The sequence below is a fragment of the Stenotrophomonas sp. KH_029 genome, assembly GCF_057839765.1.
This window is the reverse complement of sequence record NZ_CM174498.1, coordinates 1,402,842-1,426,901: the sequence shown is the minus strand read 5'-3', so window position 1 is coordinate 1,426,901 and position 24,060 is coordinate 1,402,842. Positions and strand designations below refer to the sequence as shown.

Here is a 24,060-nt window from a genome sequence, read left to right as displayed (position 1 = left end):
CAGCACTCAGTCGGCCAGGCCGCGCAGCAGGTCGTTGACGCTGGTCTTGCTGCGGGTCTTGGCGTCGACCTGCTTGACGATTACCGCGCAGTAAAGCGAGTGCGAGCCGTCCTTGGACGGCAGCTGGCCGGACACCACCACGCTGTAGGGTGGCACCGAGCCGTAGCTGACCTCGCCGGTGGCGCGGTTGTACACGCGGGTGCTCTGGCCGAGGAACACACCCATGCCGATCACGCTGTGGTGGCCGACCACGAAGCCTTCCACCACCTCCGAACGGGCGCCGATGAAGCAATGGTCTTCGATGATGGTCGGGCTGGCCTGCAGCGGCTCGAGCACGCCGCCGATGCCGGCGCCGCCGGACAGGTGGCAATGCTTGCCGATCTGCGCGCACGAACCCACCGTGGCCCAGGTGTCGACCATGGTGCCTTCGCCGACGTAGGCGCCGATGTTGGTGAAGCTGGGCATCAGCACCACGTCCTTGCCGAAGTAGCTGCCGCGGCGCGCGATCGCACCGGGCACCACGCGCACGCCGGCGCGGCGGAACTTGGCTTCATCGAAGCCGGCAAAGCGCGATTCGACCTTGTCCCAGAACGGCGCCGGGCGCGCATCGACCACGGCCATGTCGTTGACCCGGAAGTACAGCAACACGGCCTTCTTCAACCATTCGTTGACCTTCCAGCCGCCGTGCCCATCCGGCTCGGCGACGCGGAATTCACCGGTTTCCAGGCCGTCGATGACGCGCCCGACCAGCGGCTTGGTCGAGCCTTCCAGTTCGTGCAGGGTCAGCATCGCCCGGCGCTCGAACGCGCTTTCGATGCCGAACTTCAGTTCCTCCACGCCCGGGCTGGCCGGCTTGCGCAGCGATTTGCGCGCGATGGTGGCATCGCGGCTGGCGCTGCGCCTGGCGGCAGCCTCGGCCGGCGTGGCGAGCGGCTTGGCAGCGGCCGTCTTCTTCGGCGCCGCCTTTTTCGCGGCGGCCTTCTTCACCGCAACCGGCCTGGTGGCGGGCGCGGCCTTGGCAGCGGCGGTCTTTTTGGCCGGCGCGGGCTTGGCGGCGGTCTTCTTGGCGGGCTTGGTAGCCATCAGTGGGGGTCTCCGGCGTTTCGATCAGGGTCCAGGCAGGCCAGCATTGCATCGTGCAGTTGCTGCCTGGCGGATTCGGCAAGGGGGTGGTCGTGCTCATCGCTGATCACGAACATGTCTTCGGCGCGTTCGCCGAACGTTGCGATGCGTGCGTCGTGCACGCGCAGGCGCTGGTTGCGCAGCACGAACGCCACGTCGGCCAGCAGGCCGGGGCGGTCGGGCGCGATCAGGCTGAAACGGGTGCCCTGGCTGCCGCCGTCGCTGGCCTCGCGGAACTCGATGCGCGGGGCGAAGCGGAAATGCCGCAGCTGGCGCGGGATCACCCGGCGCGACGGGCGCAGCCGGGTCAGGTCGCCGGCCAGCGCCTCGCGCAGCGCGGCCTGCAGGCGCAGCGCGTCGCCGTCGGCAAAGCTGTCGGCCGGGGTGACTTCGAAGGTATCGAAGATGGTGTCGGCCGGGCCGTCCAGAACCCGCGCGCGATGGATGCCGTAGCCCTTGCGATCCAGGGTCATCACGATCGCGGCGAACAGGCCGTCGCGGTCGGGGGAATGCACGAAGACTTCCAGCGCATCGTCGTCGGCGGTGATCCGGCGCACCTTGACCAGGGTCTGGCCCTGCCTGAGCGGCACCAGCGCGGCGGCCTGCCAGGCCAGTTGCTCCGGGCGCAGGCGGATGAAGCTCTCATCGGGCATCACCGCGAACTGGCGTTCGATGGTGGCATCGTCGTAGCCGCGCTCGCGCACCAGCGCGCGCACCGATTCGCGCGCCTCGGCCACGCGTTCGGCCGCGGGCATCTGGTTCTCCAGGCCCTCGCGCAGCGCGCGCCGCGCGGCGAAGTACAGGTCGGCCAGCAGCCGGTCCTTCCAGGCGTTCCACAGTTTCGGGCTGGTCCCGGCGATGTCGGCGCAGGTCAGCAGGTACAGGTAGTCCAGGCGGTCGCGGCTGGCCACCAGGGTGGCAAAACGGTGGATCACCTCCGGGTCGGAGATGTCCTGCTTCTGCGCGGTCACCGACATGCGCAGGTGCTGTTCGACCAGCCACGCCACCAGTTCGGTGTCCGAACCGCTCAGCGCATGCGCCTGGCAGAAGGCGCGCGCATCCACCGCGCCCAGTTCGGAATGGTCGCCGCCGCGGCCCTTGGCGATATCGTGGAACAGCCCGGCCAGCAGCAGCAGCTCGGGCTTGCGCAGGCGCGGCCATACTTCGTGGGCAATCGAGAAACGCTCGTCGGCGCGGCTGCTGGCGAACAGGCCGATGTTGCGCAACACCATCAGGGTGTGCTGGTCGACGGTGTAGACATGGAACAGGTCGAACTGCATGCGCCCGGACACCTGCGCGAACGCGGGGATCCACTGGCCAAGCACGCCCAGCCGCGCCATCCGGCCCAGCGTATCGACCGCCCGCGGGCTGCGCAGCAGCGTCATGAACTGCTCGCGCGCGGCCACGCTGGCCTCGGTATAGGGCGGCAGGCCGGCCAGGGCTTCGGCCAGCGCGCGCGCGGTCAGCGAATGCAGGCCGCGTACATCGGGGTTGTAGGCCCAGCTGGAGAACAGCGCGAACACCTGCTCGATGTCGCCCTGTGGCCACGCGGCATCATTGGCGGCCAGGTAGCCGCGGCGCAGCGAGAAACCGACGCTGACCGGCTGCGGCACCGCTTCGCCGTCGAACTGTTCCTCGAAGCGTTGCAGCAGGCGGTCGCTGATCCGCCGCACCACGGTGGCGCTGCGGTAGAAGCCCTGCATCATCTTTTCCACGCCCAGGCTTTCCGGGTCGTCGGCAAAGCCCAGCCGCGCGGCCAGGGTCTTCTGGTAATCAAAGCGCAGGCGTTCTTCGGGGCGGTTGGCGACCAGATGCAGGCCAAAGCGCAACCGCGCCAGCGCGCAGCGTTCGCGCTTGAGCGCGGCCGCTTCGTCCGGGCCCAGGTGGCCCAACCCGACCAGGGCTTCAAGGTCGCGCACGCCGAAGGCGCGCAACGCCATCCAGCCCAGGGTGTTGAGGTCGCGCAGGCCGCCGGGGCCGTCCTTGATGTCCGGCTCCAGGTTGTCGGCGGTGTCGCCGAACCGCTGGTGGCGGGCCAGCAGTTCCTCGCGCTTGGCCAGGAAGAACTCGCGCGGCGGCCACAGGCCGGCCACGTTCACTGCCGCCTTCAAGGCCTGGCGCGCAGCCTCGTCGGCCAGCACCGGGCGCGATTCGATCAGCGCGGTGAGCACGGTCTGGTCGGCGCTGGCCTGGCTGCACTCCTCGGCCGAACGCACCGCATGGCTGACCGGCAGCCCACAGTCCCAGAGCAGCGCGAACAGCCGCGCCAGCTGCGCTTCGTGCAGGCGCTGCTGCCCGGGCGGGCCCAGCACCAGCAGGTCGATGTCCGAGCGCGGGAACAGCTCGCCGCGCCCATAGCCGCCCACCGCAAACAGCGCCAGGCCGCTGGCGGCCGGCAGGCAACGCTGCCAGGCCAGCCGGATCAGATGGTCGGCCGCGCGTGCGCGCAATGCCAGCAGGCGTTCGATGTTGTCGCCCTGGTCGAAGCGGCGGTACAGGCGCGCATCGGTCTGTTGCAGCGATTGCCGCGCCAGCGCCGCCCAGTCGGGGTCGGCAACCGCATCGGCCGGCGCGTCCAGCATCGGGCTCGCCGGCAGCATGTTCAGACCTGCGATTCGCCGGGCGACAGGGTCAGCACGTCCACGCCGGTCTCGGTGACCGCGATCATGTGCTCCCATTGCGCCGACAGCTTGCGGTCCTTGGTCACCACGGTCCAGCCATCGGGCAGCACCTTGTTGTAGCGGGTGCCCTCGTTGATCATCGGCTCGATGGTGAAGGTCATGCCCGGCTGCAGCACCAGGCCCTGGCCTGGGCGGCCGTAATGCACCACCTGCGGTTCGTCGTGGTAGACCTTGCCGATGCCATGGCCGCAGTACTCGCGCACCACGCTGAAGCGTTCGCCCTCGGCGTAGCTCTGGATCGCATGGCCGATGTCGCCCAGCGTGGCGCCCGGCCTGACCGCGCGGATGCCGCGCCACATCGCCTCATAGGTCGCCTCGACCAGGCGCTTGGCCATCACCGAGGGCGTACCGACGTAGTACATGCGGCTGGTATCGCCGTGCCAGCCATCCTTGATCACGGTGACATCGATGTTGACGATGTCACCGTCCTTGAGGACCTTGGCTTCGCTGGGGATGCCATGGCAGATCACGTTGTTGACCGACGTGCATACCGTCTTGGGGAAGCCACGGTAGCCGACGTTGGCCGGCGTGGCCTTCTGCACGTTGATGATGTGGTCGTGGCAGATGCGGTCCAGCTCTTCGGTGGTCACGCCCGGTTTTACATGCGGGGTGACCACGTCGAGCACTTCGCTGGCCAGGCGGCCGGCGATGCGCATCAGTTCGATTTCCTCGGGGGTTTTAAGATTCACGCTCATGGCACCCATTATCGCCGATCCGGAGCCAGTCTGAACGGGCACGGGCGGAATGCTGACAGCGCAGGGGTCGGGGCGGGGGCGCCCGACGGCGGGCCTTGCGGGGTGGACCGGCGCGGCACCGCTGCGTAAACCGCCAGGAAACGGCCAGCCCCCTCACGCGCCCCCGACAGCGGCGGCCCTATAAGCAGAGGTAAGTGCGGCCCGGCGCCCGCCCCGCAGCACCGCGGTATCGACTTGTTCATCCAGGACTCAGTCCAAGGAGCATGCCCGTGCGATCCCTGCATCCCCTGCTGTTCAGCCTCGGCCTGCTGGCCACGGCCGCCCCGGCCCTGGCCGCCGACACCACCACCTTCAACGTCAGGATCATCATCACCAAGGCCTGCACGATCACCGCGGCCGCGGCCACCGACGTGGATTTCGGCTCGGCGCTGTCCACCGCCACCACGCCTACCACCGCCCAGGGCACGATCACCGCCCAGTGCTCGGCGCTGACCCCCTACACCATCGCGCTCAATGCCGGCGCCAACGCGGGCACCGCCAACGACGTGACCACGCGACGCATGCAGAACACCGACGTCGCGGTGACCACCAACAATTTCATCGGCTACCAGCTGTACCAGGATGTGGGGCACAACACCGTCTGGGGCGCCACTACCGGCACCGACACCGTGGCCGGGATCGGCACGGGCCTGGCCGTGCCCTACAACGTCTATGGACAGATCGCCAATCTCAGCGTGAACAACGCGGCTACCGGCAACTACCAGGACACCGTCACCGCCACCATCTCCTATTGAGGGGCCGCCATGCTCGTCTTCGCACGGGTGCGCCGCGCGCGCGCCAGGCGGCAGTGGCATGCGCCTGCCCTGGCCTGGTTGCTGGGCATGGCCGGCGGCACGCAGGCAGCCAGCCTGCAGGTAGCCCCGACCTCCCTGCAGCTGACACCCCGGCAGAACGCCGATGCGCTGTGGATCAGCAACAGCGGCACCGCGCCGGTCAGCGTGCAGGCCCGGGTCTACCGCTGGACCCAGCGCGACGGCCGCGACAGCCTGGAACCCACCACCGACCTGACGGTCAGCCCGCCGATGCAATCGCTGGCAGCCGGCCAGCAGCAGCTGCTCCGGGTGGTGCGCGCGCAGCCGGAGGCCCCGGCCATGCAGCTGTCCTACCGGGTAATCGTGGACGAAGTGCCTACCCTGGACCCGGAGCGGCGCGGCATGCAGTTCGTACTGCGCTACTCGCTGCCAGTATTCGTGCAGCCCGCCGGCGGGCAGCCGCTCCGCCATGACCTGCAGGCCGGCGTGACCGCGCAGGCCGACGGCAGCCTTGTACTGGAGGTACACAACCGCGGCAACAGCTATGCCCAGCTCGCCGACCTGGCGGTAGGCCCGTCGGAGCGCCCGCAGGTGTTCCAGCCCGGGCTGGTCGGCTACGTGCTCAGCGGGCAGAGCATGCGCTGGCCGCTGAAGATCGACCCGGCGCGGATGGCCGGCGCCACCCTTTGGGCAAAGATCAATGGCGAGTCGGAACCGACGCCGCTGTCCCCCACGCCACCGGCTCGCTGAGGCCTGCATGCAGATGGCGCTGGCCGCTGGCGGGCTTTCGGGGGGCATGCTGACGGCGGGGGTCGCCACGGCGGCGACGCCAGCGGCCGCGGGCGCGGCCGACCTGGGCGTGCTGGAGCCGTCCAGCGAGGCGATGCTGCCACCGCCGACGCCACTGACCGCGCCGCAGACCCTGTACCTGGAGGTCACCCTCAACCAGGCCCCGCGTGGACTGCTGCCTTTCACATTGTCCGGCGGTCGGCTGCTGGCATCGGCCGCCACCCTGCGCCAGCTGGGCTTCGCCGCGCGCGGCGAGGCGCCGGTCGCGCTGGACCAGCTCAGCGGGGTAGTGGTGCGCTACGACGCGGCGATGCAGACGCTGGCGCTGGAGGTGCCCCTTGGCCAGCTCAGCTTGCCGACCACGCAGATCGGCCGGCCCGTCGAGGCCGCCCCTGTCGCCAGCGCCTCGCCGGGCGCGCTGCTCAACTACGACCTGTACGCCAGCCACAACCAGTCCCTGGGCAACCTGGCCCTGACCACCGAATGGCGGCTGTTCGGGCTGGGCCGCGGGGTGCTGGAAAGCAGCCAGCTGCTGCGCAGCTACCAGGGAGGCGCCGAAGGCGACTGGCACGGCGAAAGCGTGCGGCTGGACAGCCGCTGGCAACTGGATCTCCCCGACAGCGCGGTGACCCTGACCGTTGGCGATTTCTTCAGCGGCTTCGTCGACTGGAGCCGGCCGGTGCGCATGGGCGGCATCCAGGTCGGCCGCAACTACGGCCTGCAGCCATACCGCGTGCTGACCCCCACCCCCAGCTTCCTGGGCGAAGCGGTGGTGCCGTCCAACGTCGAGCTGTATGTGGACGGCCTGCGCCAGTACAACGGCGAGGTGCCGGTGGGCCCGTTCCAGCTGGCCGCACAGCCGGGCATCAACGGCACCGGCAACGCGCAGGTGGTGATCACCGACGCCTACGGTCGCATGCGCACCCTGGATTTCGCCTTCTACGGCACCCGGCAGCTGTTGGCCAAGGGCTTGTCGGACTGGTCGCTGGGCGTGGGCCGGATGCGCCGCGGGTACGGCATCCGCTCGTTCGCCTACGAAACGCCGACGATCGCCAGCGGCACCTGGCGCTACGGGGCCAGCAACCGCTTCACCGCCGAACTGCACGCCGAAGCCGGCGGCGGGGTCGGCAACGTCGGCGCCGGCGGCTGGTGGCTGCTGGGCCAGGCCGGGGTGGTCAATGCGTCCTACGCGCGCAGCCGCCTGCACAACCTGGACGGGGGCCAATGGGCGCTGGGCTACAGCTGGAACAACCGTCGCGTCAACGTCAACGCCTCCACCCGGCGCACCCACGGCCACTACCGCGACCTGGGCGCCCTGCAGAACGCATTGGCTCCCGATGTCACCGACCAGCTGACCGTGGGGGTGGACCTGCAGCGGGCCGGGTCGTTCAGCGCCAGCTACCTGCGGCTGTCCTACCCCGATGGCGAAGACAACCGCTACGCCAGCCTGTTCTGGAACAAGCGCTTTTCCGACCGTGTCTCCTCGTACCTGTCATTCAACCAGAACCTGTCACGGCGCGAGGACCGCAGCATCTACCTGTCGGTGTCGATCAGCCTGGGCAGCACCCGCCAGGCCGGCGTATCGGCGCAGCGCAACGGCGACCGCAACCTGTATGCGGTGGACCTGTCCCAGCCGGTGCCCGGCGATGGCAGCCAGGGCGGTTACGGCTGGCGCCTGCAGGCACGCGACGGTGATGGCGGCGCCGGCGGGCTGGCCGAAGTGGGCTGGTTGAACCGGGTCGGCCGCTATTCGCTGGGGCTGGCACGCCAGGGCGATGCCAGCTTCGGTTATGCCAATGCCGGTGGCAGCCTGGTGTGGATGGACGGGCATTTGTTCGCCGCGCGCGAGGTTCCCGATGCCTTCGCCGTGGTATCCACCGACGGATTTGCCGGCATCCCGGTGCGGCTGGAAAACCGCCCGATCGGCGTCACCGACCGCAACGGCCTGCTGCTGGTCACCCCGCTGCAGTCCTGGCAGCGCAACCGGCTGTCGATCGACACCCTGGACCTGCCCGCGAACATGCGCGCCGAGCGCGTGGATGCCTGGGTGACGCCGCGCCAGAACGCCGGAACGGGGGTCAGCTTCGGGCTGCGCCGCACGCGCGCGCTGACCGTGGTACTGCACGATGCGGCCGACCGACCGCTGGCGCCGGGCAGCCAGGTGCGCCTGCCCGATGGCCGGGCCGCCACGGTGGGCTATGACGGTGAAACCTACCTGGAAGACGTACCGGCGCAGACCCGGCTGCAGGTGGACACCCCGCAAGGCCGCTGCAGCGTCGTCCTGAGCATGCGCCGCGCCGACGACACCCGGGCCGGCCCGTTGCGCTGCCGGCGCCGGACCGCGCCATGAGCATGCGCCGCCTGCTCCTGCTGTGCCTGGTGCTGGCCGGCCTGCCCGGCAGCCCGGCCGCGCGCGCGGAGACCACCTGCACCGCACTGGCGCCCACCGCCCTGCCGTTCGGCACGATCACCAACGGCGCGGCCGGCGCGACCGATGCGAACTTCAGCATCACCATCAATTGCAGTACCTTCGCACTGAGCCTGGTGGCCACCGCGTCGGTACGCATGTGCATCGGCCTGGGCCCGGGCAGCACCGGCGCCACCCTGCTGCCCAACCGCAGCATGGCGATCAATGCGACCCCACCGCTGGGCAGCGGCGACACCCTGGCCTACCAGCTGTACAGCGATGCGTCGCGCACCACGATCTGGGGCCAGGTTCCCGGCGGGTCGCCGGCCGCGGCCGCGCTCGACCTCACCTACGCAGTACCGCTGGTTGGCGGCAGCGGCACCACCAGCATCACCCTGTACGGGCGCGTCCCGGCCGGGCAGACGCTGTCGGCCGGCACCTTTTCCAGCGTCTTCTCGGCCGCCAACGTGACCCTGCAGTACGCCTACAACGAACGCCTGCTGCTGGCCGCGCCGATGCCGGCCGCCTGCAACACGCTCAGCGGCGTGACCGGCAACAAGACCGCCAGCAATGCCTTCACCTTCACTACCAGCGCCACCGTGCTGCCCCAGTGCAGCACCTATGTCACCACCGACATGGATTTCGGCAGCAACGCCGGCGCGGTGGCCAGCAACATCGACCAGACCTCGACGATCCGCCTGACCTGCATCAACCGCACCGCCTACACGATCGGGCTGGACAACGGCCAGAACGCGCTCGGCAACGTGCGGCGCATGCGCATGACACCGCCCGGCGGCGGGGCCAGCCATTACCTCCCCTATGAGCTGTACCGCGACACCGCGCGCAGCCTGCGCTGGGGCAACACGATCAACACCGACACCGTCGCAGGCACCGGCAGCGGCGCGGCGCAGACCCTGACGGTGTTCGGGCGCACCCCGCCCACCACCGGCGCGATCCCGGCACAGGGCAGCTACAGCGATGTGATCCAGGTGAACATCACCTACTAGGCGCCCACGGCCGGGCAGCGGCGCCACTCAAGCACCGCCGGGGCGCGCCGATAACGGCCTGTACCTCCTGCCGCCGAACCGGATGAACCGTTGCCTGACCCGCGCCCTGCTGGCCGCGACCCTGCTGCCGTGCCTGACCGCCACCGCGACGCCCGGCGCGCCGCTGCGGATCAACCTGCGCGTGGTCGAAGGCTGCCGACTCGACCGCGCCCCGCGCGCAGGCGTATGCGCGGTGGCGCACCAGCGCAGCGATGCCCAGGCACCACCCCCGCCCCAGGTGCAGGCACTGACGCCCCCACCGCTCCCCACGGGCGGCACGGTCGAGGAGCGGCGATGGCTCACCATCACGTTCTGACCGGCGGCCGCGCGCTGCTGCTGGCCCTGCTGGCCTGCGCACCGGCGGTGCGCGCGCTGGAAGTCTCGCCGCTGCAGCTGCGGATCACGGCCGACACGGCGCAGGGCGAACTGTGGCTGCACAACCCCGACGACCGCGCGTGGGCCGGCCAGGCCCGGCTGTACCGCTGGGAGCAGACCGAGGACAGCGAGGTACTGGTAGCGGCCGACGACCTGGCGGTCAGCCCGGCAGACCTGCACATCGCAGCGAGGGCCGGCCAGCGCCTGCGCGTGGTGCGCCTGGGCCCGGCCCCGGTCGACCACGAGCGCGGCTACCGACTGGTCCTGCAGGCCGGCGCGGACAGCCCGGCGCTGCGGATCTCGCTGCCGGTGTTCCTGGCCCCGGCCGTGGAGCCGCCCGCCGCACCGGCCCTGACCGCGCAGGTACAGGCCGACGCCGCAGGCCAGGCCACCCTGCTGCTGCATAATGCCGGCGCGCGGCACGCCCGCCTGGCCGACCTGGTGTTTGTCGATGCCACGGGCCGGCGCCACCCGCTGGCGCCAGGCCTGGCCGGCTACGTGCTGGCGCACCGATTCCGGCGCTGGTCCCTCCCGGGCCCGGCGCAGGCTTATGCCGGCGGGGAATTCCGCGCCCGCCGGGGCGATGCGGCCGAAGCCACCCTGGCCGCCCCAGGCCCCGGGATTGCACCGGCGCCGGGCACCGGGCTATAATCGACCGGATCTCATGCCTCATTCGATGCAGGAAACCGTCAACACCGGACGTCACCGGTGAATCCACACCTGCCGCCCATATCCGTGCCGGGGTGCTCCGCAAGGAGTTCGGTCACGGAAGCGACAGGGAAGCCAAACCCCGGAACCACCCGCCTTGCGGCGGACCGCCCATCTATTACCCGTGGCGGCCGGTTCCCTATCAGGAGTTACTGCAATGCCCCAGGTCACCATGCGTCAGATGCTGGAAGCCGGCGTCCATTTCGGCCACCAGACCCGTTACTGGAACCCCAAGATGGGCCAGTACATCTTCGGCGCCCGCGGCAAGATCCACATCATCAACCTGGAAAAGACCGTTCCGCTCTTCAATGACGCGATGAACTTCATTTCCAGCGTTGCGCAGAAGCGCGGCACCATCCTGTTCCTGGGCACCAAGCGCAGCGCCCGCGAATCGATCCGCGAAGAAGCCGAGCGTTGCGGCATGCCCTTCATGAACCAGCGTTGGCTGGGCGGCACCCTGACCAACTTCCGTACCGTCAAGCAGTCCGTTGCCCGCCTGAAGGAACTGGAAGCCGGCGAAAGCGACGGCACCTTCGAGAAGCTGGTCAAGCACGAAGTGCTGGGCCTGCGTCGCGAGCGCGACAAGCTGGAAGCCTCGCTGGGCGGCATCAAGGACATGAACCGCCTGCCGGACGCGATCTTCGTGATCGATATCGGCCATGAAGACATCGCCATCAAGGAAGCCAAGAAGCTCGGCATCCCGGTGATCGCCGTGGTCGATACCAACTACAACCCGGAACTGGTCGATTACGCGATCCCGGGCAACGACGACGCCATCCGCGCTGTGCAGCTGTACGCCCGCGCCGCTGCCGACGCCGTGCTGGAAGGCAAGGCCGCCGCACCGCACGCCGCCACCGTCCGTGAAGAAGAGTTCGCCGACGCGCCGGCCACCGAAGAAGCCAAGCCGGCCCGCCGCGCTCCGGCCAAGAAGGCCGCTGCTGCTCCGGCCGCTGCTGCTCCGGCCGCTGCTGCCCCGGCTGCTGCCGACGCCGCTCCGGCTGCCGACGCCGCTGGCGAAGCCCAGGCCTGATCCAGGCCCGCGGTGGGCGCCAGGCGCCCACCGCTCCTGCCCGCTGCCGATGGCGCGAGGACAGGACACTGTCACACGGGCCGGCCACCATGCCGGCCCAACCCCTTTCTTTCGTGAGGAAATCCCGTGGAAATCACTGCTTCCCTGGTCAAGGAACTGCGCGAGCGCACTGGCGCCGGCATGATGGAGTGCAAGAAGGCACTCGTCGAAAACGGCGGCAACATCGACGCCTCGGCCGAATGGCTGCGCAAGTCCGGCCTGGCCAAGGCCGACAAGAAGGCTGACCGCGTGGCTGCCGAAGGCATCATCGTGGCGGCCCAGGACGGCGGCAAGGCCGTGCTGGTCGAAGTCAATTCGGAAACCGACTTCGTCGCCAAGGACAGCAACTTCCTGGACTTCACCAAGGCCGTCGCCGCGGTGGCCCTGAGCTCGGGCGCTGCCGACATCGACGCGCTGAAGGCAGCCAAGCTGCCGTCCGGTGAGTCGGTCGAAGAATCCCGCGCTGCGGTGATCGCCAAGGTCGGCGAGAAGGTCGACGTGCGTCGCATCGTGCGCCTGGAATCGACCAACAACGTCGCGGCCTACGTGCACGGCGGCCGCATCGGCGTGCTGGTCGAGCTGGCCGGCGGCAACGAAGAGCTGGCCCGTGGCCTGGCCATGCACGTGGCTGCGATGAACCCGCCGCACAACAAGGCCGCCGACGTGCCGGCCGAGTTCGTTGCCAAGGAAAAGGAAATCGAGCTGGCCAAGATGTCCGACAAGGAAAAGGCCAAGCCGGCCGACATCCTTGAGAAGATCATCAGCGGCAAGATCGCCAAGATCGTCAACGAAGTGACCCTGTACGGCCAGCCGTACGTGCTGGACACCAACCAGTCGGTCGAGCAGGTGCTCAAGGCTGCCGGCGCCGAAGTGATCGGCTTCCAGCGCCTGGCCGTCGGCGAAGGCATCGAGAAGGTGGTGGAAGACTACGCCGCCGAAGTGATGAAGCAGGCCGGTCTGGCCTGATGCATCCAGCCAGTGCTTCGGCGCTGGCGCGATGACGAAAAAACCCGGCTTCGGCCGGGTTTTTTTGTGTGTGGTCTTTTAATGCCTTTTGCGAAGAGCGGCGCCTTGATCTTCCGCGCGTGAGGAGGACGCGACGTCCGAGCATGGCTCGGACCTACCGCTGTTTCTCTGCGCACCGGCAATGTGTGGAGGGTTGGCGTGGGTGGGTTGGCGGGACTGTCGAAAACATGGGTCCGGCGTATACGCCGGACGGGTTGGGCAGGACGCCCAACCCCGGCCTTGCCGCATGCGCAGGAAAGCGCATGCGAGCAAGTTTTCGCCAAGCCCCCACGGATGGGTTTACGGCGTGTCCCGCAAACCCACCCGCGCCAACCCAAGCCAGACTGCAGTGACTTACCGCCGTTGCCGTTGCCGTTGCCGTTGCTACCGCAACCGCACAACCGACCAACGGTCGGTTGCCACCCGCCTCAGCCCTTGGACTGGAAGCTCACTTCCTCGTACGGCTGCACCACCACCCAGCCTTCGCCGGCGAACTTCATCTGCAGGGTCTCGCCCGACCCACGGCCAACCAGCGTGCCCAGCGAAATGTCGGCCACGATCTCCGGCACCAGCGAACCGGACCAGGCCACCGTCGCGTTCGGGTCGGTGAACACCGGCCCGCCCTGGGCGGTCACCGGCAGCGTCATCGGCTCGTAGTGCGAGGTGATCGCCACGATCCCGCTGCCGCTGAGCTTGATGTTGAACAGCCCGCCGGACAGCATCCCGGCCACCTTCTTCATCATCGTGATCTTCGACTCGATACCCTGCTCGAAAGCCAGCACATCGTTGCCGTTGACGAAGATCGACTCGCCCGCCAGCCGCAGCAGCGTGACCTGCTTGCCGGCATCGGCCAGGTAGACCCGGCCCTGGCCCTCGGCCTTCATCAGCTGCAGCCCCTCGCCGCTGACCATCTTCTTCAGCAGCGTACCCAGCCCCTGCTCGAGCAGGCCCTGACGGGTGAACTTGACCCCACCCTTGCGCGCCACCATCGACCCGGCCTTGGCCCAGATCATCCCATCAACGCGCACCTCGAGCATATGCAGGCTTTCCAGCTCGAACGCATCGGCACTGACATCCTTTTCCTGGGTAGTGGACAGGAATTCCTGGAGCGACTTCACGGCCATGGGGTACAGCTTCCTTGTTGAGAGAGCGCGCATGGTAGCGCCCGGCGCCATTCCGCGCAGCCGTGGCCTGCCGCCATCGGCGCTCCGGGGCATACCCGACAGCGGCCCATTCCCCCCATCGCCCGGCGGATGTGCTACCAAAGACCCTGGCCGCGCCATCCCCGTCACCGCCCGGCCGTTTTGCCTTGCGTGGCGCAAGGCGCCCGACCGCCCACGCAACGACCGTGTCGAGCGCAAGCCCCCACACTCAAATCTGTGACGCACTCCATGTATTCTTGCCACAACACACCAATAGCCCCGCCATGCCTCCCGAGCTGACAGCCGCCCTGGCGCTCTGCCGCAACCTGCCCTCGCCGCCCGGTATTGCCCTGCGCATCATCGAACTGGCCCAGGATCCGGAAGCGGACATCACCACCGCCGCCGACATCATCGCCATCGACATGGCCTTGAGCGCGCGCATGCTGCGCATCGCCAATTCGCCGCTGTATGCCAGCCGCCGCCGGATCGAGAACCTCGGCCAGGCGCTGACCATGCTCGGCCTCAACGCCACCGTCAGCCTCGCGCTGGGCTTCACCGTCGCCCAGGACCTGACCGGCGCCGGTGCCGGCCAGGACCTGCGCGAACGCGCCTGGCGGCGCAGCATCCTCAGCGCCCTGGCCGCCAGCCTGCTCGGCCAGGCCCGCGGCCTGCGCAAGGCCGAAGAACTGATGCTGGCCGGCCTGCTGCAGGACATCGGCGTGCTGGTGCTGGCCCAGTCGCAGCCCGAGCAGTACCTGCCGCTGCTGCGCCAGGCCCGGGACAACGAGGCGCTGGTGGCGCTGGAACGCGAGCACCTGCAGTGCAGCCATGCCGAGGTCGGCGCGTGGATGGCCGAACAGTGGGACCTGCCGCGCTACCTGGTGGATGCCATCGCCCGCAGCGAAACGCCGGCCCAGGCCGAAGACACCTTCCAGACCTGCGTGGCCCTGTCCGGCGCGGTGGCCGACATCTGGCTGGCGGCCGATGCCGATGCCGCGCGCGAACACGCCCTGCAGCAGGTCAATGAAACCCTGCAGCTGGACAGCGCCCAGTTCGACCAGGTGCTGGCCCGCATCGGCGAAGCCCTGCCCGATATCAGCGCCCTGTTCGAGACCACCGTGCTCGCCCCGGCCCGCGTCCAGGAGCTGATCGACCACGCCCAGGAGCTGGCCACCCTGCGCAACCTGCGCGAACTGCAGGATGCCGCCCTGGCCCGCCAGCGCGCCGACGAGTTCGAAGCACGCGCCAACCGCCTGGCCGAACAGGCCCACCGCGACGCCCTCACCGGCGTGCTCAACCGGCGCCAGCTCGAAGCGGTGCTGGAACAGGAATTCGTGCGCGCCACCCGCCACGGCTGGCCGCTGTCGGTGGCCTTCATCGACCTGGACGATTTCAAGAAGATCAACGACGCCCACGGCCACCTGATGGGCGATGAGGTGCTGCGCATGTTCGCCAGCAAGCTGCAGGAGCAGCTGCGCACCAGCGACACGGTGGCCCGCTTCGGCGGCGAGGAGTTCATCGCCCTGCTGCCCAATACCACCGAACCGGTGGCGCTGGAAGTGGTACGCCGGGTGCTGGCCACCATCGTCGCCACCCCGATGGCCGAACTGGCCGAAGGCCCGCTGTTTGTGACCTTCTCGGCCGGCGTGGCCACCCAGGGCGGCTATGAACGTTTCGCCGATGTCCAGGACCTGCTCAAGGCCGCCGACGATGTGCTGTACCGCTCCAAGAACCTGGGTCGCAACCGGGTGATCGCCCGTTCGCCGGGAACCGCCCCGGCCTGAACGGCGGCCCCGGCCGGCGCGCGTCGCCATGCCGCATCGCAGCAAAATAAAGCTGCCGTGCGGCCCGGCTTCCAGTAGAATTTGCGCGTTTTCCACGCATCCAGAGGTCACCATGTCCAATCTCGCCTATCGCCGCATTCTTCTGAAGGTTTCCGGGGAGGCGTTGATGGGAGACGAGGACTACGGCATCGACCCCAAGGTCATCAACCGCCTGGCGCGTGAGGTGATCGAAGCCCAGCAGGCCGGCGCGGAAGTGGCGCTGGTGATCGGCGGCGGCAACATCTTCCGCGGCGCCGGCCTGGCCGCCGGCGGCATGGACCGGGTCACCGGCGACCAGATGGGCATGCTGGCCACCGTGATCAACGCCCTGGCCATGCAGGACGCGCTGGAAAAGCTCGGCGCCAAGGCACGGGTGATGAGCGCGATCAAGATCAACGACGTGTGCGAGGACTACATCCGCCGCCGCGCCATCCGGCACCTGGAAAAAGGCCGCCTGGTGATCTTCGCCGCCGGCGTCGGCAGCCCGTTCTTCACCACCGATTCGGGCGCGGCGCTGCGTGCGATCGAGATCGGCGCGGACCTGCTGCTGAAGGCCACCAAGGTCGATGGCGTGTACGACAAGGACCCCAACAAGTACAGCGACGCGGTCCGTTTCGACAGCCTGACCTATGACGAGGTGATCCGCCGCGGCCTGGAAGTGATGGACACCGCCGCCTTCGCCCTGGCCCGCGACAGCGACCTGCCGCTGCGCGTGTTCGACATGGGCCAGCCGGGCGAACTGCTGAAGATCCTGCACGGCGAGAACATCGGCACCCTGGTCCGCGGTCGCGACCAGGCTGCCTGAACCGAAGCTCATCCACGACCGCAGCAGCCACCACCGCTGATCGGGGGCACAGCCCCCTGAGTCAGGGGGCAACCGCGAAGCGGTGGGGGTTTGGGAGGGGGTAAAAGGGGCCCGCAGTTGCACCGCAACCGTGGGTGCGACAGCGCGAATGCGATGCCGCCGCCCCGTATTCGCCTATAATCGCCCGATTCCCAGTGACATCCAGGATTCGGGCGATGCTCAACGATATCAAGCAGGACGCGCAGACGCGCATGGCAAAGAGCATCGATGCTCTGAAGCACACCCTGACCTCCATCCGCACCGGCCGCGCCTCGCCGGCGCTGCTGGACCGGATCACGGTCAAGGCCTACGGCACCGACACGCCCCTGAACCAGGTCGCCTCGATCAGCGTGTCCGAAGGCCACTCGCTGGTCATCACCCTGTTCGACAAGGGCATGATCAAGGACGTCGAAAAGGCCATCTACGCCTCCGACCTCGGCCTGACCCCGAACGTGGCCGGTACCGTGATCCGCCTGAACCTGCCGCCGCCGACCGAAGAGCGCCGCAGGGAGCTGGGCAAGCAGGTGCAGAAGGAAGGCGAAGGCGCCAAGATCGCCATCCGCAACATCCGCCAGGACGCCAACAAGGCCATCGCCACCCTGCTCAAGGACAAGGCGATCAGCGAAGACGACAAGAAGCGCGGCGAAGACGACATCCAGAAGCTCACCGACAAGTCCATCAAGGACGTCGAGAGTGTGGTTGCCGAAAAGGAAAAGGAACTGATGGCGGTCTGAGCCCATGACCCAGGCCCCGACCACCGGTTCCACCGCGCCGATTCCGCGCCACGTCGCCATCATCATGGATGGCAACGGGCGTTGGGCGCAGAAGCGTCGTCGCCCGCGCGTGATCGGCCACCGTGCCGGCGCGCGCGCGGTCAACCGCACCATCGATTTCTGCCTGGAACGCGGCGTCGCCGCGTTGACCCTGTTCGCCTTCTCCAGTGAAAACTGGGGGCGGCCGAGCGAGGAAGTCGACGCGCTGATGAAGCTGTTCCTCAATGCGCTCGACCGCGAAGTGGACGAACTGCACCGCCGTGGCGTGCGCGTGCGCTTCATCGGCGAGCGCGAGCGTTTCGGCGCCGGGCTGGTCAGCCGCATGCAGCTGGCCGAACAGCGCACCGCCGACAACCGCGCCATGACCCTGAACATCGCCGCCAGCTACGGCGGCCGCCAGGACATCGCCCGCGCCGCGCGCGACCTGGCCATCGAGGTCGCCGCCGGTCGGCTGCTCCCCGAGCAGATCGACGAAGCGATGCTCGGCAGCCGGGTCGCACTGGCCGACCTGCCGCCACCGGATCTGTTCATCCGTACCGGTGGCGACACCCGCATCAGCAATTTCCTGCTGTGGCAGCTGGCCTATACCGAACTGTGGTTCACCGACGTGCTGTGGCCCGAGTTCGATGCCGACGTCCTGCAGCAGGCGCTGGACGCCTATGCCGCCCGTGAACGCCGTTTCGGCCTGACCAGTGCCCAGATCGCCGCCTTGGCCACCGAGACCTCTTCCCCATGACCAAGACCCGAGTCATCGCCGCGCTGATCATGGCGCCGGTTGCCATCCTGGCGATCCTGCTGCTGCCCACCCAGTGGCTGGCCGCCGCCGCCGCCGCCGTGTTCCTGATCGGCCTGTGGGAGTGGCTGAAGCTGGCCGACGTCGAGGACACCCTGGCCCGCACCGTCCTGCTGGTGCTGAACCTGGTGCTGATGGTGCTGATGGTGTGGGCCGACGCCGGCACCCTGGTGCTGTACCAGATCGCCGCCCTGGTCGGCATCGGCTGGTGGTTGCTGGCCCTGCTGTGGCTGCGCTTCTTCACCTTCGGCGCCAGCCCGAGCAGCCCGGCGCGCACGCTCAAGCTGCTCGCCGGCACCCTGGCGATCGTGCCGGCCTGGGCCTCGCTGGTGCTGATCCATGCCAGCGGCGACAACGGCCACCTGTGGCTGCTGACCGCCCTGGCGGTGGTCTGGGCCGCCGATTCTGGCGCCTATTTCGCTGGCCGCACCTTCGGGCGGACTAAGCTGGCCCCGCGCATCAGCCCCAACAAGACCTGGGAAGGCCTCGGCGGCGGCATGCTGGCCGGCCTGCTGGTGGCGCTGGGCTTTGGCTGGATGGCCGGGGTCGACACCGCGCAACTCCCCGGGCTGGTGATCACCGCGGTGGTCACCGTGTTCGCCTCGGTGCTAGGCGACCTGTACGAGAGCCTGATTAAGCGCCATGCCGGTGCCAAGGATTCGGGCCACATCATCCCCGGCCACGGCGGCGTGCTCGATCGCATCGACGGCGTGCTTGCCGCCCTGCCGGTGTTCGCGCTGGGCAAGGAAATCTTCGGGTTCTGAGCCATGCATAGCCTTTCTGCTCCCCGCCAGGTGGCCGTGTTCGGCGCCACCGGCTCGGTCGGCGCCTCGGCGCTGGACGTGATCGCCCGCCACCCGGACCGCTATCGGGTCAGCGTGCTGGCGGCCGGCCGCCAGGTGCAGGCCCTGGTGGCGCTGTGCCTGGCCCATCGCCCCGCCCATGCGGTGATCGCCGACCCGGCCCTGTATGGCGCGCTGCGCGATGGCCTGCGCGAGGCCGGGCTGGACACCCAGCCGCATGCCGGCGCGACGGCCCTGGACGAACTGGCCGCCAGTGCCGCCTGCGACACCCTGGTGGCGGCGATCGTCGGCGCCGCCGGGCTGTCCTCGACCCTGGCCGCGGCCGCCGCCGGCAAGCGCATCCTGCTGGCCAACAAGGAATCGCTGGTGCTGGCCGGGGAACTGTTGATGCGCCAGGCCACCCTGGGCGGCGCCGAGATCATCCCGATCGACAGCGAGCACAGCGCGATCTTCCAGTGCCTGCGCTCGCGCGATGCCAGCTTCGACGGTGCCGGCGTGCGCCGGATCCTGCTCACCGCCTCCGGCGGCCCGTTCCGCGGGCGCAGTCGCGCGCAGCTGGAACAGGTCACCCCGGCCCAGGCCGTGGCCCACCCCAAATGGTCGATGGGGCCGAAGATCTCGGTCGATTCGGCGACGTTGATGAACAAGGGGCTGGAAGTCATCGAAGCCCACCACCTGTTCGGCCTGCCCGGCGAACGCATCGAGGTGCTGGTCCACCCGCAGAGCCTGGTGCACTCGCTGGTCGAGTTCGTCGACGGCTCCACCCTGGCCCAGCTGGGCCTGCCGGACATGCGCACCACCCTGGCCGTTGGCCTGGGCTGGCCGCAGCGGATCGACGCCGGCGTGGCCGGGCTGGACCTGCTGGCCCAGGGCCGGCTGGATTTCGAGGCCCCCGACAGCGATGCGTTCCCGTGCCTGGGCCTGGCCTGGCAGGCGATGGCCGCCGGCGGCACCGCCCCGGCCATCCTCAACGCGGCCAATGAAGTGGCCGTTTCAGCCTTTCTTCAGGGACAGATCGCTTTCCTTGCCATTCCGGCGCTGGTGGCTAACGCTCTGTCAACACTGTCGGTGGACTCCGCCGATACACTGGAGGCCCTGCTGACTGCCGATCAGCGCGCCCGCCAGCTCACCCAAGACGCCATCGACCACGCCTGAATGCCCCACGCCCTTTCCTACCGCACCGCCCCCCATGGCTGATTTCTTCGGTTCCGTGTGGTGGATGATCGTCAGCCTCGGCCTGTTGGTGACCTTCCACGAGTTCGGTCATTACTGGGTGGCGCGCCGTTGTGGGATCAAGGTGCTGCGCTTCTCGGTCGGCTTCGGCCGCCCGCTGTGGATGCGCCGCAACCGCGACGGCACCGAATTTGCGATCGCCGCCATTCCGCTGGGCGGTTACGTGAAGATGCTCGACGAGCGCGAGGTCGACGTGCCGGCCGCCGAGCGCCACCAGGCGTTCAACCACAAGACCGTCTGGCAGCGCATCGCCGTGGTCGGCGCCGGCCCGGCCGCCAACCTGCTGCTGTGCATTGCGCTGCTGTGGGCGATGTTCGTGCTGGGCAAACAGGATTACTCGGCCACCATCGGCCGCACCACCGGCATGGCCCAGGCCGCCGGGCTGCAGGCCGGCGACCGCGTGCTGGCCGTGGACGGGCGCCGGGTGGCCACCGCCGCCCAGGCCAGCATGGCGCTGACCACCGCGGCGATGGACGGCCACGACGCCCGGCTGGAGGTGCTCGACAGCCTCGACCAGGCCCGCACCCGCTCCCTGCCGCTGTCGCAGCTGCCGGCCGGCTTCGATGAACGCCGGGTCACCCCGCTGGCCGGCCTGGCCTGGCAGTTCTGGCTGCAGCCGGCCGAAGTGGACACGATCCAGCCCGGTGCGGCCGCCCAGGGCGTGCTGCTGCCCGGCGACCTGATCGTGGCCGTGGACGGCCAGCGCATCGACGGCGCTGACCAGGTCGCCACACAGATCCAGGCCCTGGGCCAGCGCGGCGGGCCGGGCATGGTCGAGGTATTGCGCGCCGGCGAGCGCCTGGCGCTGGAAATCACCCCCCACCAGGGCCGCGATGGCCGCGGCCAGCCAACCTGGCAGATCGGGGTGGGCTTTCCCGAGCAGCATGCGCCGGCCTACGATACCCAGCTCAAGTTCGGCCCGCTGGCGGCGATTCCGGCCGCGCTGGGCGAAACGGCCCGGATGGCGGGCGATTCGCTGGGCATGATGCGCCGCATCGTGACCGGCAATGCCTCGCTGCAGAACATTTCCGGCCCGGTCACCATCGCCAGGGTGGCCAATATCTCGGCCAAGCGCGGCCTGGACTGGTTCCTGTATTTCCTGGCCCTGCTGTCGCTGAGCCTGTGCATCATCAACCTGTTGCCCATCCCCATCTTGGACGGCGGGCACCTGCTGTATTACCTTATCGAGTTGGTCAAGGGCAGCCCGCTGAGCGAGCGTGCCATGGCTGCCGGGCAGTACGTGGGCCTGGCGCTGCTGGCCGGGCTGATGGGATTGGCGTTCTACAACGACATCCTCGGCCTGGTCCCGCGATGAACTTTTTCCCTTTTGTCGTCGTCATACACGCCGGCATCCCGCTCAAATGCAATCGACTCCAACCGGACGTGACATGACGCGACTCCCCAATCGCCGCCTGCTGGCCCTCGCACTCGCCGCCGGTTTCGGCGCGCCCGCCCTGGCGCAGGCAGCCGAGCCCTTCACCGTCAGCGACATCCGCGTGGATGGTCTGCAGCGCATCACCTCCGGTACCGTGTTCACCTACCTGCCGGTGGAACGTGGCGATACCCTGACCGACAACAAGGTCGGCGAGAGCATCCGCGCCCTGTACAAGACCGGGTTTTTCGAGGACGTGCAGCTGGACCGCCAGGGCAACATCCTGGTGGTCACGGTCAAGGAGCGCCCGGCGATCAACAAGTTGACCGTCACCGGCAACAAGGACATCAAGAGCGACCAGCTGCTCAAGGGCCTGAGCGACATCGGCCTGACCGAGGGCGGTACCTTCGACCGCCTGAGCCTGGACCGGGTCACCCAGGAACTGCGCCGCCAGTACAACGACCGTGGCAAATACAACGTCGAGATCACCCCGACCGTGAGCCCGCTGGACCGCAACCGGGTGGACATCGCCATTGCGATCAAGGAAGGCAAGGCCGCCAAGATCCAGCACGTGAACCTGGTGGGCACCGAGAAGTTCGCCTCCGAGGACATCCTGGAAACCTGGGAATCCAAGGAGCACAACTGGGCCTCGTGGTACCGCCGCGATGACCAGTACTCCAAGGAAAAGCTGTCCGGCGACCTGGAAAAGCTCAACGCCTGGTACCTGGACCGCGGCTATGTCGACTTCAGCATCGATTCCACCCAGGTCTCGATCAGCCCGGACAAGCGCGACATGTTCCTCACCGCCGGCGTGACCGAGGGTGAGCAGTACAAGATTTCCGAGATCAAGGTCACCGGCGACACCATCCTGCCGCAGGCCGATGTCGAGCGCATGGTGATCCAGAAGTCCGGCGACACCTTCTCGCGTGCGCTGCTGGAATTCAGCTCGGACGCCATCACCAATTCGCTGTCCAACATCGGCTACGCCTTCGCCAAGGTCAACCCGATCCCGACCAGCAACCGCGCCGACCGCACCGTGGCGATCAACATGCAGGTCGTGCCGGGCCCGCGCGTGCAGGTGCGCCGCATCACCTTCCGCGGCAATACCCGCACCTCCGACGAAGTGTTGCGTCGTGAAATGCGCCAGTTCGAGAACAGCTGGTACTCGCAGGCAGCGATCGACCGTTCCAAGATCCGCCTGCAGCGCCTGGGCTATTTCGAATCGGTCGACGTGGAAACCCCGGCGGTCAGCGGCAGCAACGACCAAGTCGACGTGGTCTACAACGTCAAGGAAACCACCTCGGGCAGCTTCGTGTTCGGCCTGGGCTATTCGCAGTCCTACGGCATGACCACCTCGGTGCAGCTGTCGCAGAACAACTTCCTCGGCGGCGGCAACCGCGTGTCGGTCGAAGCCTCGCGCAGCAGCTACCTGCAGCGTTACGGCTTCTCCTACACCAACCCCTACTTCACCGATGACGGCGTCTCGCTGGGCTACAACCTGTCCTGGCGCGAACTGGACTACTCCGACTTCAACACCGCCCAGTACAACAGCACCAACGGTGCCGCGCAGGTGGTGTTCGGCGTGCCGATCACCGAGAACGACACCGTCTCGCTGATGGTGGGCATCGACAGCAACCAGATCACCACCTACGCAGGCTCCACCCCGCAGGCGATCATCGACTACATCAACGCGATCGGTCAGCGCACCTTCCACTCCTGGCGCACCGAGCTGGGCTGGGCGCGCGACACCCGCAACGACTACTTCATGCCCACCCGCGGCATGTACCAGCGCGTGGGCCTGGAAACCACCCTGCCCGGTTCGACGGTGGAGTACTACAAGCTCAACTACCAGGTCTCCAAGTACTGGCCGATCATCCCGCAGCTGGTCATCAACACCCGCGCCGAAATCGGCTACGGCGACAGCTACGGCAACGACACCTCGCGCGTGATCACCAACGCCGACGGCACCACCCGCACGGTGACCGCCTCGGGCCTGCCGTTCTTCGAGAACTTCTACGCCGGCGGCACCAACTCGGTGCGCGGCTTCGAGGACAACACCCTCGGCCCGCGTTCGGAAGCCACCGCCAGCTACTACCGCGGCCAGCCGCTGGGTGGTTCGCTGAAGACCGTCGGTTCGGTCGAAGCCTACTTCCCGCGCCTGTTCGACAGCCCGTCGGCCCGCGTCTCGGCGTTCTTCGACGTCGGCAACGTGTACACCGGCATCGACAACTTCAAGGCCAACGAACTGCGCGCCTCGGCCGGTGTCGCCCTGCTGTGGCGCGCCCCGGTCGGCCCGATCTCGATCAGCTATGCCTTCCCGTTGAAGAAGGAAGATGGCGATGAGATCGAGCGCCTGCAATTTACGTTTGGCGGCCAGTTCTGACCGCCAAACGTAACCCAAGGTTTGCGTAGCAAACCTTGGGCCCCGCCCTGCTTCCTATCCCCCGCGCCTGTCGGCGCAGCCCCCTTAACAAAGGGGGCTTCTCCACCAGACGCATTACGAGACGCCGGGCTTTGCCCGGCGTTTTCGTTTGAGATGCCCGGTAGTGCCGGCCGCTGGCCGGCTCC

At 68.5% G+C, this 24,060-nt stretch carries 20 protein-coding genes; 16 read left to right on the top strand and 4 right to left on the bottom strand.

Annotated elements, in window-relative coordinates:
• Positions 1-6: 6 nt before the first annotated feature.
• Genes dapD through map form a run of 3 tightly spaced genes read right to left on the bottom strand, consistent with a single transcriptional unit; the run spans position 7 to position 4,498 of the window.
• A complete protein-coding gene (gene dapD, locus AC3ITM_RS06535) occupies positions 7-1,083 on the bottom strand; it encodes a 2,3,4,5-tetrahydropyridine-2,6-dicarboxylate N-succinyltransferase (RefSeq protein ID WP_489269261.1) in 1,077 nt (358 codons plus the stop codon).
• Complete coding sequence (locus AC3ITM_RS06530) at positions 1,083-3,704, bottom strand: [protein-PII] uridylyltransferase (RefSeq protein WP_489270046.1); 2,622 nt, start codon at positions 3,702-3,704, stop codon at positions 1,083-1,085. The genes dapD and AC3ITM_RS06530 overlap by 1 nt, the downstream gene beginning before the upstream one ends.
• A gap of 20 nt (positions 3,705-3,724) precedes the next feature.
• A complete protein-coding gene (gene map, locus AC3ITM_RS06525; protein ID WP_489269259.1) occupies positions 3,725-4,498 on the bottom strand; it encodes a type I methionyl aminopeptidase in 774 nt (257 codons plus the stop codon).
• Between the two features lie 263 nt (positions 4,499-4,761).
• On the opposite strand from map, the gene AC3ITM_RS06520 reads away from it, so the two are divergent.
• From AC3ITM_RS06520 to tsf, 8 genes are all read left to right on the top strand, one after another.
• Positions 4,762-5,292, top strand: coding sequence for a Csu type fimbrial protein (locus AC3ITM_RS06520; RefSeq protein WP_489269257.1), 531 nt, complete (start codon positions 4,762-4,764; stop codon positions 5,290-5,292).
• Between the two features lie 9 nt (positions 5,293-5,301).
• The gene (locus AC3ITM_RS06515; protein WP_489269255.1) at positions 5,302-6,060 is read left to right on the top strand and encodes a fimbrial biogenesis chaperone; all 759 of its coding nucleotides are present in this window, start codon (positions 5,302-5,304) and stop codon (positions 6,058-6,060) included.
• A 7-nt stretch (positions 6,061-6,067) separates the two neighbouring features.
• On the top strand, positions 6,068-8,449 hold the full coding sequence (locus AC3ITM_RS06510) for a fimbria/pilus outer membrane usher protein (protein WP_489269253.1): 2,382 nt from the start codon (positions 6,068-6,070) through the stop codon (positions 8,447-8,449).
• Positions 8,450-8,451: 2 nt separating this feature from the next.
• Complete coding sequence (locus AC3ITM_RS06505) at positions 8,452-9,513, top strand: Csu type fimbrial protein (RefSeq protein ID WP_489270045.1); 1,062 nt, start codon at positions 8,452-8,454, stop codon at positions 9,511-9,513.
• Between the two features lie 82 nt (positions 9,514-9,595).
• On the top strand, positions 9,596-9,868 hold the full coding sequence (locus tag AC3ITM_RS06500) for a hypothetical protein (RefSeq protein ID WP_489269251.1): 273 nt from the start codon (positions 9,596-9,598) through the stop codon (positions 9,866-9,868).
• Entirely contained in the window at positions 9,847-10,578 is a 732-nt protein-coding gene (locus tag AC3ITM_RS06495; protein ID WP_489269249.1) for a fimbrial biogenesis chaperone, read from the top strand. The genes AC3ITM_RS06500 and AC3ITM_RS06495 overlap by 22 nt, the downstream gene beginning before the upstream one ends.
• A gap of 214 nt (positions 10,579-10,792) precedes the next feature.
• Entirely contained in the window at positions 10,793-11,665 is an 873-nt protein-coding gene (gene rpsB, locus AC3ITM_RS06490) for a 30S ribosomal protein S2 (protein ID WP_489269247.1), read from the top strand.
• Positions 11,666-11,791: 126 nt separating this feature from the next.
• A complete protein-coding gene (gene tsf / locus AC3ITM_RS06485) occupies positions 11,792-12,670 on the top strand; it encodes a translation elongation factor Ts (protein ID WP_228886523.1) in 879 nt (292 codons plus the stop codon).
• Positions 12,671-13,137: 467 nt separating this feature from the next.
• Here tsf and AC3ITM_RS06480 read toward each other — a convergent pair whose 3' ends face one another.
• Positions 13,138-13,833: an AIM24 family protein gene (locus AC3ITM_RS06480; protein ID WP_228887653.1), complete on the bottom strand. Its 696-nt coding sequence runs from the start codon at positions 13,831-13,833 to the stop codon at positions 13,138-13,140.
• 302 nt (positions 13,834-14,135) lie between these two features.
• On the opposite strand from AC3ITM_RS06480, the gene AC3ITM_RS06475 reads away from it, so the two are divergent.
• The 8 genes from AC3ITM_RS06475 (at position 14,136) to bamA (ending at position 23,875) form a co-directional block, all read left to right on the top strand.
• Entirely contained in the window at positions 14,136-15,635 is a 1,500-nt protein-coding gene (locus tag AC3ITM_RS06475; RefSeq protein ID WP_489269244.1) for a GGDEF domain-containing protein, read from the top strand.
• 112 nt (positions 15,636-15,747) lie between these two features.
• The gene (gene pyrH / locus AC3ITM_RS06470) at positions 15,748-16,479 is read left to right on the top strand and encodes a UMP kinase (protein ID WP_228887651.1); all 732 of its coding nucleotides are present in this window, start codon (positions 15,748-15,750) and stop codon (positions 16,477-16,479) included.
• Positions 16,480-16,694: 215 nt separating this feature from the next.
• Complete coding sequence (gene frr, locus AC3ITM_RS06465; RefSeq protein WP_228887650.1) at positions 16,695-17,252, top strand: ribosome recycling factor; 558 nt, start codon at positions 16,695-16,697, stop codon at positions 17,250-17,252.
• A gap of 4 nt (positions 17,253-17,256) precedes the next feature.
• A complete protein-coding gene (uppS, locus tag AC3ITM_RS06460) occupies positions 17,257-18,027 on the top strand; it encodes a polyprenyl diphosphate synthase (protein ID WP_228887649.1) in 771 nt (256 codons plus the stop codon).
• Positions 18,024-18,848 (top strand): phosphatidate cytidylyltransferase, encoded by an 825-nt coding sequence (locus AC3ITM_RS06455; RefSeq protein ID WP_489269241.1) that lies wholly within the window; start codon positions 18,024-18,026, stop codon positions 18,846-18,848. Before uppS ends, AC3ITM_RS06455 begins: the two co-directional genes overlap by 4 nt.
• A 3-nt stretch (positions 18,849-18,851) precedes the next feature.
• The gene (gene dxr / locus AC3ITM_RS06450) at positions 18,852-20,042 is read left to right on the top strand and encodes a 1-deoxy-D-xylulose-5-phosphate reductoisomerase (RefSeq protein ID WP_489269239.1); all 1,191 of its coding nucleotides are present in this window, start codon (positions 18,852-18,854) and stop codon (positions 20,040-20,042) included.
• A gap of 34 nt (positions 20,043-20,076) precedes the next feature.
• Complete coding sequence (gene rseP / locus AC3ITM_RS06445; RefSeq protein ID WP_489269237.1) at positions 20,077-21,435, top strand: RIP metalloprotease RseP; 1,359 nt, start codon at positions 20,077-20,079, stop codon at positions 21,433-21,435.
• Between the two features lie 73 nt (positions 21,436-21,508).
• Positions 21,509-23,875, top strand: a complete 2,367-nt coding sequence (gene bamA, locus AC3ITM_RS06440) for an outer membrane protein assembly factor BamA (protein ID WP_489269235.1) — start codon at positions 21,509-21,511, stop codon at positions 23,873-23,875.
• The last annotated feature ends 185 nt before the right edge of the window (positions 23,876-24,060 follow it).